Source organism: Sphingomonas sp. URJC2 (assembly GCF_059803575.1).
In genome coordinates this window covers 26,803-38,407 of record NZ_JAPFGX010000013.1, presented here as the reverse complement: position 1 = coordinate 38,407, position 11,605 = coordinate 26,803, and the positions used below count along the sequence as shown (strand labels likewise).

The 11,605-nt window shown below is 67.4% G+C and carries 12 protein-coding genes, 1 tRNA gene and 1 pseudogene; 4 read left to right on the top strand and 10 right to left on the bottom strand.

All coding sequences use genetic code 11. The features are described 5' to 3' along the window. Positions 1-5 precede the first annotated feature (5 nt). Positions 6-1,517, top strand: a complete 1,512-nt coding sequence (locus OPU66_RS07050; RefSeq protein WP_498552901.1) for a hypothetical protein — start codon at positions 6-8, stop codon at positions 1,515-1,517. Positions 1,518-1,528: 11 nt separating this feature from the next. Next, positions 1,529-2,578: a glycosyltransferase family 2 protein gene (locus tag OPU66_RS07045; protein ID WP_498552900.1), complete on the top strand. Its 1,050-nt coding sequence runs from the start codon at positions 1,529-1,531 to the stop codon at positions 2,576-2,578. On the opposite strand, the gene OPU66_RS07040 is transcribed toward OPU66_RS07045, so the two are convergent. Further along, entirely contained in the window at positions 2,509-3,240 is a 732-nt protein-coding gene (locus tag OPU66_RS07040) for a class I SAM-dependent methyltransferase (protein WP_498552899.1), read from the bottom strand. The two genes, OPU66_RS07045 and OPU66_RS07040, sit on opposite strands and share 70 nt — an antisense overlap. After that, positions 3,240-3,674, bottom strand: coding sequence for a GtrA family protein (locus tag OPU66_RS07035; RefSeq protein ID WP_498552898.1), 435 nt, complete (start codon positions 3,672-3,674; stop codon positions 3,240-3,242). The genes OPU66_RS07040 and OPU66_RS07035 overlap by 1 nt, the downstream gene beginning before the upstream one ends. Before the next feature lie 24 nt (positions 3,675-3,698). Between OPU66_RS07035 and OPU66_RS07030 the strand changes: the two genes are divergently transcribed. Continuing rightward, entirely contained in the window at positions 3,699-5,513 is a 1,815-nt protein-coding gene (locus OPU66_RS07030) for an AcrB/AcrD/AcrF family protein (RefSeq protein WP_498552897.1), read from the top strand. A 62-nt stretch (positions 5,514-5,575) separates the two neighbouring features. On the opposite strand, the gene OPU66_RS07025 is transcribed toward OPU66_RS07030, so the two are convergent. From OPU66_RS07025 to OPU66_RS07005, 5 genes are read right to left on the bottom strand one after another with little or no spacing between them, the layout of a single operon-like run. Continuing rightward, positions 5,576-6,196 carry a MarC family protein gene (locus OPU66_RS07025; RefSeq protein ID WP_498552896.1) on the bottom strand — a complete coding sequence of 207 codons (621 nt, stop codon included), beginning with the start codon at positions 6,194-6,196 and terminating at the stop codon, positions 5,576-5,578. A gap of 7 nt (positions 6,197-6,203) precedes the next feature. After that, a complete protein-coding gene (gene folD / locus OPU66_RS07020; RefSeq protein WP_498552895.1) occupies positions 6,204-7,094 on the bottom strand; it encodes a bifunctional methylenetetrahydrofolate dehydrogenase/methenyltetrahydrofolate cyclohydrolase FolD in 891 nt (296 codons plus the stop codon). Between the two features lie 9 nt (positions 7,095-7,103). Continuing rightward, positions 7,104-7,400, bottom strand: a complete 297-nt coding sequence (locus OPU66_RS07015; RefSeq protein ID WP_498552894.1) for a YggT family protein — start codon at positions 7,398-7,400, stop codon at positions 7,104-7,106. A 58-nt stretch (positions 7,401-7,458) separates the two neighbouring features. Further along, positions 7,459-8,361 (bottom strand): acetylglutamate kinase, encoded by a 903-nt coding sequence (argB, locus tag OPU66_RS07010; RefSeq protein ID WP_498552893.1) that lies wholly within the window; start codon positions 8,359-8,361, stop codon positions 7,459-7,461. Continuing rightward, a complete protein-coding gene (locus OPU66_RS07005) occupies positions 8,361-9,050 on the bottom strand; it encodes a queuosine precursor transporter (protein ID WP_498552892.1) in 690 nt (229 codons plus the stop codon). The genes argB and OPU66_RS07005 overlap by 1 nt, the downstream gene beginning before the upstream one ends. Positions 9,051-9,544: 494 nt before the next feature. On the opposite strand from OPU66_RS07005, the gene OPU66_RS07000 reads away from it, so the two are divergent. Beyond that, positions 9,545-10,174, top strand: coding sequence for a hypothetical protein (locus tag OPU66_RS07000; protein WP_498552891.1), 630 nt, complete (start codon positions 9,545-9,547; stop codon positions 10,172-10,174). Positions 10,175-10,363: 189 nt separating this feature from the next. On the opposite strand, the gene OPU66_RS06995 is transcribed toward OPU66_RS07000, so the two are convergent. The 3 genes and pseudogenes from OPU66_RS06995 to OPU66_RS06985 all read right to left on the bottom strand — a co-directional run bounded on the left by OPU66_RS06995 (position 10,364) and on the right by OPU66_RS06985 (position 11,558). Then, positions 10,364-10,777 carry a holin family protein gene (locus tag OPU66_RS06995; RefSeq protein ID WP_498552890.1) on the bottom strand — a complete coding sequence of 138 codons (414 nt, stop codon included), beginning with the start codon at positions 10,775-10,777 and terminating at the stop codon, positions 10,364-10,366. 73 nt (positions 10,778-10,850) lie between these two features. Continuing rightward, positions 10,851-11,387 (bottom strand): annotated as a pseudogene (locus OPU66_RS06990) (glycoside hydrolase family 108 protein); the annotation flags it as partial. Positions 11,388-11,481: 94 nt separating this feature from the next. After that, positions 11,482-11,558, bottom strand: a tRNA-Pro gene (locus OPU66_RS06985). Between the last annotated feature and the right edge of the window lie 47 nt (positions 11,559-11,605).

The following is an 11,605-nucleotide window of genomic DNA, read 5'->3' as shown; positions in this document are numbered from 1 at the left end:
CGCGCGTGACTTCTTCCCCGAACTGGCTCGACCGGCGCGCGACCGCCCTTGTCCTGATGCTGCTGGCGGCGCTGCCGCTGCTGTGGCCGCAGGTGCCGCCTCTGATCGACGTGATCGGCCATATGGGCCGTTACCGGGTGGAGACGGCGCGTGACGTCGCCTCGCTCGCCACCGGCTTCGGCTTTGAATGGCGGCTGATCGGCAATCTGGGCATCGATCTGCTGATCGTGCCGCTCGCGCCGCTGATCGGAGTGGAGGCGGGGACCAAGCTGATCGTCATCCTGATCCCGGTGCTGACGGTCGCGTCGCTGCTCTGGCTGTCGCGCGAGGTGCATGGCCGGGTGCAGCCGCATCTGCTGTTCGCGCTGCCGCTGGCTTACGGCTTCCCGTTCCATTTCGGCTTCATCAATTTCTGCCTGTCGGTCGCGCTGTCGCTGGCCGCGCTCGCGCTGTGGATCCGGCTCGGGCGGCAGCAGCGGCTGCGCCTGCGCGCCGGGCTGTTCCTTGTCATCGGCGCGCTGCTCTGGGTCGTCCATATGGTCGGCTGGGGGATGCTGGGCATCGGCGCGTTCGGGGCGGAGTTTGTCCGCCTGCGCCGCGCCGGGCGGGGTGTGGTGGCGGCCGGGCTGGGGGCTGGCATCGCCTGCCTGCCGCTGGCGGCCGCCTTCGGGCTGATAGCGCTGGTCAAAAGCGAATCGCCGCAGGCGCGCAGCTGGGATTTCTTCAACTGGTGGGCCAAGCTTTACTGGGTGCTGTCGCTGGTGCGCGACCGGTGGCGCGATCTCGACATCATTTCGGCCGCCATCGTCTATCTGATGATCCTGACCGCGCTGGTCGACCGGCGGCTGCGCGTCGATCCGGTGCTGGCGCTGCCCGCACTGCTGGGGCTGGGCGTGTTCGTGCTGATGCCGCGCGTCGCGGTCGGCTCGGCCTATGCCGATATGCGGCTGCTGCCCTGGATTGCGATGCTGGCGCTGGCGGCCGTCGCCGTCCGCCCCGGCCATGCGCGACTGGCGACGGTGATCGCCTGTGCGGGCCTCGCCTTTGTCGGGCTGCGCACCGGCGCGACGACCGCCAGTTTCCTGCTCTATGACCGGCTGCACCGCGACGAGGCGCGCGCGCTCGAGCATCTGCCGCGGGGCGCGCCGGTGCTGTCGCTGGTCGCGCGCAATTGCCGCTGGGAATGGACGACCGCCCGGACCGAGCATCTGCCCGCGCTCGCCATCGTGCGGCGCGATTCTTTCACCAACGATCAATGGGCGGTCGACAATGCCCAGCTGATCAGCATCCGCCAGCCGGGCGTCGGGCGCTATGGCCGCGATCCGTCGCACATCGTCTTCCCCAAATGGTGCCGGGGCGGCGAGGGCTCCGATCTCGACCGCGCGGTCGCCGAGTTCAATCGCCGGGCGTTCGACTATGTCTGGACGATCCATGCCCCGCCGGGGGCGGTGCGCGCCGCCGATCTGACGCTGGTCTGGACGAATGGCCGCTCCGCGCTCTACCGGGTGGTGAAATAGGAAACCCCGCCATGCGCCGTCCGGACCAGTCGCTCCTGCTGTCGATCGTCGTCCCCTGTTACAATGAGGAAGCGTGCCTGCCCGAGCTGCACCGGCGGCTGTCGGCGGCCGCGCAGGCGGCGGTGGGCGACGCGCATGAGATCGTGCTGGTCAATGACGGGTCGCGCGATGCCAGCTGGCGGGTGATGCAGACGCTGGCGGCCGCCGATCCGCATGTCGTCGCGGTCAACCTGTCGCGCAATCACGGCCATCAGCTGGCGCTGACCGCGGGGCTGGATCTGTGCGCGGGCGCGCGCATCCTGATCATCGACGCCGATCTGCAGGACCCGCCCGAGCTGCTGGGCGCGATGATGGCCGAAATGGACGCCGCCGCGGCCGATGTCGTCTATGCGGTGCGCCGCCAGCGCGAGGGCGAGACCTGGTTCAAGCGCGCGAGCGCGGCGGGCTTCTACCGGCTGCTGTCGCGGCTGTCGCCGACGCCGATCCCGGTCGACACCGGCGATTTCCGGCTGATGAGCCGCCGCGCGCTCGACGCGCTGCTCAGCCTGCCCGAACAGGCGCGCTTCATCCGCGGCATGGTGGCGTGGATCGGCTTCCGCCAGCTGCCGTTCCTCTATGACCGGGCCGAGCGCCATGCCGGCACGTCCAAATATCCGCTCGCCAAGATGATCGCCTTCGCGCTCGATGCGGTGACCGGGTTTTCGGTCGCGCCGCTGCGGCTCGCCAGCCATGTCGGCCTGTGGCTGGGGGCGGCCTCGGTGCTGCTGCTCGGCTATATCCTGATCGCCTGGGCGCGCGGGGCGACGGTCGAAGGCTGGACATCGCTGATGTTCGTCGTCGTGACGCTGGGGGCCGTGCAGATGTTCGTGCTCGGCATGATCGGCGAATATCTCGGCCGGCTCTATATCGAGGCCAAGCGGCGGCCGCTCTATCTGGTCGCCGACATTGTCGGCGGCGACCGCGATGGCCAGCGGGCCTCGGCGCGGCTCGGCTATGTCGCCGCCGATGCGATGGCGACGAACGACACGCCGGGCGGCATCGGCACGCGCCCGACCAGATAGCGTTCCAGCCCGAAAATCCCCTCGAACAGCGCGTTCACCGGGGCGGGCGGCAGCGCATCGTCGCTCGACGAGCGCCCGGTCAGCCGCCCGGCGACGCGCGCCGCCGCCGCCAGCGGGAACAGCAGCGCGTTGAACGGGCTGAACAGCTCGAGCTTCAGCCCCGCTTCGGCGATCACCGTCTTGAGCGCCCGCGCCGTGTAGCGGCGCTGGTGGTGATTGACGACGTCATGCGCGCTCCACATCCACGGATGGGCGGGCACGGTGATCAGGATCCGCCCGCCCGGGCGCAGCGTCTCGGCAATGCGGACCAGCGAGGCGCGGTCGTCGGCGACATGTTCGATCACGTCGAGCACGGCGACCAGATCATAATGCGCGTCGGCCACGCCCGCGAGCGCGGGCAGCGGCGCATCCATCACCGGCTTGCCGAACCGCGCGCTTGCCAGCGCGCGCGCCGCGGGATCGATCTCGATCCCGTCGACGCTGCCGAAACGGGCGAGCATCGCCAGATTATGGCCGGTGCCGCAGCCGATTTCGAGCAGCCGGGCATCGGCCGGCAGCGGAATGTGGCGCGCGATCAGCCCGGCCAGGATCTCGCGCCGGGCGCGATACCACCAATGCCGGCTGTCCAGTTCGGCCATGCGGTCATAGACAATGCGTTCCATCAGCCGAACACCCAGTTGCGGTTGAGCAGGAAGGTGACGACCGGCGTCACGAACACCATCGGCAGCACCGCCCACCATGGCTCGCCGCCGGCCAGATCGGTCAGCGACCAGACCCACAGGCTGTTGAGGCTGAAGCTGACCAGCGAGACGATCACGAACCGCCCGGTGGTGCGCGCGACATTGTCGCGCTGGCCATGGCCGCGAAAGCTCCAGCGGCTGTGCATGACATAGCCGATCAGCGCCGCGACCAGATAGGCAAGCACATTGGCGGCAAGCGGCGGCACGCCCATGAACTGCGCCGGCACCGCATAGACGGCCGCGCCCAGCAGCGTCACAAAGCCGCCGGTGATCAGAAAGCGCAGCAACTGACCGTAAAGCGCGCGCCGTTCGGGCGGAATCCGCGCCATCAGCATATCGAGTGGTTCACCTTTCACGCCGACCGCCCTAATGCGCTCGCCATGCAATGGGAACCGCCACATCGCGCCGACGATCCGTTACAGCCGGTCTGGGACTGGCTGGGGGACCACTGGCGGTCGGTGCTGGTGCTGTTCTGGCTGCTGCTGTGCGCCTGGATGCTGTCGGAACGGGCGGGGGCGATCCGGGGCTTTGCCCTGCCCGATACCGACGACAATCTGCGCATCGCCCAGGTCCGCGCCTGGCTGGCCGGGCAGGACTGGTTCGATCTGCGGCAGATGAAGCTCAACCCGCCGGGCGGGTTCAACATTCACTGGTCGCGGATCGTTGATCTGCCGATCGCCGCGCTGATCCTCGGCCTGCGGCCGTTTGTCGGCGGGGTGATGGCCGAAAAGGCGGCGGTCGCCATCGCACCGATGCTGCCGCTGCTGCTCGCGATGTTCGCGCTGGCGCTCGCCGCGCGGCGGCTGGTCGCGCCCGGGGCATGGCTGCTCGCGGCCGCGCTGCTGCCCTTTGCCCATGGCACGATGGGCATGTTCCGCCCGCTCAGGATCGATCATCATGGCTGGCAGCTGGCGCTGCTGGCGCTCACCATCGCTGCGCTGGCCGATCCCCGGCGCGGGCGCGGGGGCATGATCGTCGGCATTGCCAGCGCGGTGTCGCTGGCGATCGGGCTGGAGCTGCTGCCCTATATCGCGGTGGCCGGGGCCTCGATCGTGCTGCGCTGGATCGTCCATGCCGAAGCGCGGCCGCGCATGCTGGCCTATGCGCTGTCCTTCGGGCTGGCGACGATCATCGCCTATGTCGGCTTTGCCTCCTACGCCAATCACCAGCCGCTGTGCGATGCGCTGACCCCGGTCTGGCTGACGATGGTTGCGGTCGCCTGTCTGGCGGTGGCGGCCATCGCCATTCCCCCGGCCGAAAGCTGGCAGACCCGGCTGGCGCTGGCCGGCCTTGCCGGGGCGGCGGCGCTGGCGTTTTTCTGGTTCGCATGGCCGGGCTGTCATGGCCGGCCCGAAGGCGTGTCGCCCGAGCTGTACCGGCTGTGGCTGGGCAATGTGCGCGAGGCCAAGCCGCTGTTCGCGCAGGATTGGCCGCTGTTCATGGGGCTGTCGGTGCTGCCGGCGCTCGGGCTGGGCGGGGCCGGCTTCTGCCTGTGGCGCGCGCGCGGCAGCGAAGCGTTTTACCCGTGGCTGTCGGTCATCGTGATGTCGGTGTTTTCGGTGGTCATGCTGCTGTGGCAGGTGCGCGCCGGGCCGGCGTCGCAGCTGATCGCGCTGTTCGGCTGTGCGGGGCTGATCTGGCCGCTGGTGCTGCGCGCACGCGCCTCGACCCGGATGGCGGTGCGCGTGGCCGTGCCGGCGGCGCTGCTGAGCGCGGTGCCGGCCGCGAGCATGGTCAGCGCGCTGCCCATCTATCCCAAATCGCGGCCCGGCCCGCTGCGTGCCAAGATCAACCGCGCCAGCCGGCTCTGCCCGACGCTCGCCGCGCTCGCCCCGATCGCGCGGTTGCCCGCGACCACGATCTTCACCTTTGTCGACCTTGGCCCCCGACTGATCGCGGTGACGCATCACAAGGCGATTGCCGGGCCGTATCACCGCAATGGCGACGCGATTCTGGACGTGCATCACGCCTTTGACGGCACGCCGCAGCAGGCGCAGGCGATCATGCGCGCGCATGGCGCAACGCATCTGCTGGTGTGCCCGTATCTGCCCGAATCGACGATCTACAAGGCGCGCAGCCCGAACGGCTTTTACGCCCGGTTGCAGCGCGGTGAGCGGTTCGGCTGGCTGACGCCGGTTCCGCTGCCCAAGGGATCGCCCTATTGGCTGTGGCGGCTGGACCCCGGCGCGCGCTGATCTGATCGGGTGGAGTTTCCGGGCGGCGCGCCCGGTTCAGCTGCCCCGGTCAGCTGCCCGGTTCAGCTCAGCGCGCCGCGAATGCCGTCGATCACGAACTGCACGGCCAGCGCCGCCAGGATGACGCCGAGCACGCGGGTGATCATTGCCTCGATCTTGTGGCCGACCAGCCGCATCAGCGGCCCGGCGACGAGCAGCGCCACCATCGTCAGCACCAGCACGCCGCCCAGCGCCGCCAGCACGGTCAGGCTTTCCGCCCAGCCGGTGCCGCGCGACATCAGCAGCATGGCGCTGGCGATCGATCCCGGGCCGGCGATCATCGGAATGCCCATCGGAAACACCGACACATCCTCGATCGTCGGCTGGGCCTTCACCTCCTCGGCACGGGATTCGCGGCGCTCCTGACGCTTTTCGAACACCATTTCGAGCGCGATCAGGAACAGCATCACCCCGCCGGCGATGCGGAACGCATCGAGGCTGATGCCGAGCGCGCGCAGAAACACCTCGCCAAAGATGGCAAAGGCGAACAGGATCGCGGCGGCGACCATGACCGAGCGGACCGCCATCGCGCGGCGATGCGCCGGGGTCGCCCCCGCGGTCAGGCTGGCGAAGATCGGCGCGCAGCCCGGCGGATCGATGACGACGAAAAACGTCGCAAAGGCGGAGGCGAACAGCTCGATCATGACCGGCTCACAGCCCGGCCGGGATTGGCTGGCCGTGGCGGCGGCAGGCCGATACCAGCGTGTTGCGCAGCAGCACGGCGATGGTCATCGGGCCGACGCCGCGCGGCACCGGGGTGATCGCGCCGGCAACGGCACTGGCCGATTCGAAATCGACATCGCCGACCAGCCGGGTCTTGCCCGGTTCCGCCCCGGCGACGCGGTTGATGCCGACATCGATCACGGTCGCGCCGGGTTTCAGCCAGTCGCCCTTGACCATCAGCGGCCGGCCGACGGCGGCGACGACAATGTCGGCGCGGCGGCACAGCGCCGGCAGGTCGCGGGTGCGCGAATGGGCGATGGTCACGGTCGCGCTTTCGGCGAGCAGCAGCTGCGCCATCGGCTTGCCGACGATGTTCGACCGGCCGATCACCACCGCATCCAGCCCCGCAAGATCGCCCAGCTCGGCCTTGAGCAGCATCAGGCAGCCAAGCGGCGTGCAGGGCACGAAACCGTCAAGCCCGATGCCCAGCCGCCCGACATTGAGCGCGTGGAACCCGTCGACATCCTTGTCCGGATCGATGGCGTCGATCACCTTCTGGGTGTCGATCTGCGCGGGCAGCGGCAGCTGGACAAGGATGCCGTCGACCGCCGGATCGGCATTCAGCTGCGCGATCAGCGCCAGCAGCGCATCCTGTGCGGTGTCGGCGGGCAGCCGGTATTCGGTGCCGGCCATGCCGGCTTCGCGCGTCGCCTTGCCCTTGGCGCCGACATAGACCTGGCTGGCCGGATCTTCGCCGACCAGCACGACCGCAAGCCCCGGCGCGCGGCCGATCTGCGCCCTCAGCGCCTCGGCACCCGCGGCCACCCGGGCGCGCAGCCCGGCGGCAAAGCCATGTCCGTCGATGATCCGCGCCGCCATGTCCGCTCCTCAGACGCCCAGATACATGGAGGCAAGCTGGGTGCGGATCAGCCGGTCGATCAGGCCGATCACCAGCAGCACGACCAGCGGCGACAGATCGAGCGCGCCCAGATCGGGCAGGATGCGCCGGATCGGCCGGTAGAGCGGGGTGGTCAGCCGGTCGAGCGCCTCGAAGATCGACCGCACGACGTCGTTATAGGTGTTGATCACGTTGAACGCGACCAGCCAGGACAGCACCGCCTGGATGATGATGATCCACCAGACGATGTTGATGATGTAGAGCAGGGCGGTCAGGATCAGGGTCATGTGAGGTCGTTATCCTTGATCGGTCCTTGGGCGGTTCCGGGGCCTGTATCGGGCCAGGTCACGCGCGGACGAGCGTGCCCACGCCGCGATCGGTGAACATTTCGAGCAGCACCGCATGGGGCACGCGGCCGTCGAGGATCACCGCCGCATCGACCCCGTTGGCCACGGCGTGCAGACAGGTTTCCAGCTTGGGTATCATGCCGCCGCTGATCGTGCCATCCTCGCGCAGCCGGCGGACGTCTTCGGGGCCGATATCGGTCAGCAGCCGGCCGGACTTGTCGAGCACGCCCGCGACATCGGTGAGCAGGAACAGCCGCGCCGCCCCCAGCCCGGCGGCCAGCGCGCCGGCCATGGTGTCGGCGTTGATGTTGTAGGTCTCGCCCTTGTCGTCGACGCCGATGGGCGCGACCACCGGGATCATGCCCGCGATTTCCAGATGATCGATCAGCGTCGTGTCGACCGACACCGGCGAACCGACAAAGCCCAGATCGATGATCGTCTCCTCGTCGCGGTCGGCGTCATAGCTGACATGTTCGAGCTTTTCGGCGCGCACCAGCTTGCCGTCCTTGCCCGAAATGCCGACCGCGCGGCCCCCCGCCTGGTTGATCCAGGTGACGATTTCCTTGTTGATCGTCCCCGACAGCACCATTTCGGCGACGGTCGCGGTTTCGGCGTCGGTGACGCGCAGCCCGTTCACAAACTCTGACTGGACGCCCAGCTTCTTGAGCATCGAGCCGATCTGCGGGCCGCCGCCATGGACGACGACCGGGTTGATGCCGATCGCCTTCAGCAGCACCACATCCTGGGCAAAGCTGGCGGCGAGCGCAGGATCGCCCATCGCATGGCCGCCATATTTGACGACAAAGGTCTGGCCGGCATAGCGCTGCATATAGGGCAGCGCCTCGATCAGAATGTCGGCGCGGGAGATGAGGCCGGGATCGGCAGGGGCAGCAGCAGTCATCAGCGAATGTCCATCGGGCGGGCGTCGAGGCGGCGGGCAAGCCCCACCAATATATAGATGAGCGCCGGCACCAGCAGCGCCGACAGCGTGACCTTGGCCAGCATCTGCCCGGCAATCAGCTCGCCGATCGGGAACACGCCGTAAAAGGCGATGGTCACGAACAGCAGGGTGTCGACGATCTGCGACAGGATGCTGGCGATGCCCGCGCGCAGCCACAGGCCGCGATGGCCCTGGCCGGCAGCGCCGCCCTTGCTGCCCTTCAGCCATGAAAACAGCGTCACGTTCAGCGTCTGCGACGTGCCATAGGCGATGATCCCGCCCAGCCAGATCCGCCAGGTCTGGCCCATCATCAGCTGAAAGGCATCGCGATAGGCCGGATCCATGTCGGGCGCGGGCGGCAGCGACCAGACGATCAGCGACAACAGCAGCGACACGATCAGCGGCACAAAACCGATCCGCACCAGCCGGTTGGCCATCGCCTGGCCATGCAGCTCGGCAACCGCGCTTGAAATTACCACCAGCAGCAGAAAGGCGAAAATCCCCGCCTCCACCGCCAGCGGCCCGATCGCCACCTGCTTGTTGCCGAGCACGCCGGCGATGCACACCATGCCGCCATACAGGATGGCGAACAGGAACAGCGAGGTCGAGGGCATCGGGGCCGGGGAGGCCGGCGCAGCGGGTTCGGTCATGGCGCCTGCTAACGGGTTTGCGCGGCGGGGTCCATATTGGCGGGGGCGGCGGTCGACGCCCTTGACCTTGCGCTGCGGCGCTTTGCGAGTGTTCGCGAGAGACGTCCCTGCTTCAAGGGCTTATGGGATTTTGGCCTTTTGCTCAGATGTCGCGGCTTTAGGAACAGGCCGCTTGGGCACCTGTCTTGAAAAACTTTACAATCTGAAATCGACCCCGAAATGGTCAACGAAGGCGCTAACGATTTCACGCTCGAGCATCAAAGGTGGTATTGGAGCGCTTGCCTCAAGTGCATGAAAATGTATGAATATTGGATGCTGTGAGGTGATAGAGTTCCAGCTGAGAAGAGCAAGGCCACAGGAAACAAATGATTAGCTCAAGAAACGCTCTGCTGCGCCTTTGCCCGCTTGTCCCTCTGACAGCATTTTTGAGTTCTGCTCTTCTCGCGGGCCAAGGTCAGCCCAGCGAGCCCGGCCAAGAAGCCGTGTCAGACCAGTTGAACGAGATTGTGGTAAGTCGCCGAAAGGGAGCGCCGCCAGCGGAGCTCGACGCCGCTGGTTATCTCCAGCGCCATTGTTTCGACGCAAACCGGGTCGGCGGAACATCTGCGCCTCCTGAAGACGATCTCAGTTGGGAGCCGCTTGATGACACGGCCCGGGCGCAATTCGGGATTTCCGATCCCGAGGTTCCGGCATTCGGGTTGGTGGACGAGGTGCGCGCTCACACACTCGTCATCAAGTTCGAAACTCTCAATTCAAGGAGCGATCTACGCGAAAATCGCTGTACGCTTGTGGTCATCGGTGGCGAAGAGCATGCTCGCCTGCCAGATCGTATCTCCAAGATGTTCAGAGGGCGCGGTACCCAACGACATGTCGGTCACCGTGATGGCTCTGACAAAATCGATGGCTGGCAGCAATGGTTGTGGACTGCAATGCCGAGCCGCCGGTCGAAGGCTTGGCAATCAATCAACGGACGGTCGGGAGGCAGAGCGTCAGATACCTGGGTCGTGCTCGTCGATGATTCCTTCTTCAACAAGCATGACTACGTCTTCGTTGATTTGAAGACCCGCCAAGGTGCTGGCGCGAAGCTGAGTGTACTGACCTTCGGCTACAAAACGCGAGAGTAGCGCGAGCCAAGAGACTGATCTCACATCACCAAAAGCCGACATTCCGCAAACCGCCCATCTGCGGTCATTGAGCGTATTCGCTTTCTTTTCCAAGAGCGGACATGGCGTCATGCTCTCGTTCCGTCTTCTCACCCCTTGCAGTGCATGACACCAAGCGACGCAAAGTATTGAAAACAAAAGGCACGAGCGTTATTTGTCGACGCCCTTGACCTTCCCCCATTGCCGCGCCGCCGTGTAGCCGAGATAGCCGGTGGCAAACAGCGCGTAGAGCGGCTCGGGCAGGCTTGCCAGATAGGTGCTCATGCCCCGCGCGATGGCGGCCCCGAAGGCCGGCGACAGGGCGCTGATCAGCCCCATCGGGATCGACCACAGCAGCAGCGCATACATGACGTAGAGAAAGGCCGGGCGCGCGCGGCTGGTCCATGGGTCGGCGGCCCCTGCCTCCGCGAGGATCGCCGACATCTGCATGCGCAGCGCGTCCAGCTCCTGCGTGCCTTCCAGCCGGAGCAGTTCGAGCTTGGCTGCGTCGCGGGCGCGGGGGTCGGGGATCACGCGGTCGATCAGGCGCGCGACCGGGCCGATCAGGCCGTCAAGCACGGGCATGGCTGTCATCTCCGGCAACGGACAGGTCATCGACGGGCTGGGCGGGCGGTGGGCCAGGCGGGGGCGCGGCCTGACCGATGCGGTGGGCGAGCCAGCCATAGACAAAGGCCTCGTTGGCGGGCCGTGTCTCGGCCAGCCGCAGATAGCGTTCGCCCTGCAGCGATTCGACCGCCTTCACCAGCACCGTCTCGCCGGCCGTGCCGCGCGCCGCCAGAAAGCCGTCGAGCGCGGCCAGCGTCTGCGGCCCGATCCGGCCGTCAATGCCGATATCGGCATAATCGCGCGCGCCGCGGTTGAGCGCGTTGAGCGCGCGCTGGAGAAAGCCGATCGCGATGCGCGGCCCCATATTGACGCCAGTGTCGAACATCTCGGCGGCGAGCAGCGGCGCGCGCGTGGCGACCGCGTCGAGGCGCGGCCTCAGCCAGTAGATGCGCCGGTAAATCTCCGCTGCCGCCGCCCGGGTGAGGGTGCGGACCGGCCCGGCATGGCCATGCGCGCGCGCGGTGGCGGCGGTGATGCCCCATCGGGTCGGCCCGCCCCGGTCGGCGGGATGGTCGACATAGCCGCCCTCGCGCGTGATCACCGCATCGATCAGTTCATCGACCTTCATCCCGCTGCTCCCGGTTCGAATGGAGCAACGGGGCTAACCCAATAGGTTCGCTGTAGGACAGAAAAAAATCCTCCCCGCGAAAGGGAGGATTTTTTGGTCGGGGCGACAGGATTCGAACCTGCGACCCCCACACCCCCAGTGTGATGCGCTACCAGGCTGCGCTACGCCCCGACCGGAGGGCGCGACATATGCGCCCGCGCCGCCAAAGGCAAGCGGGC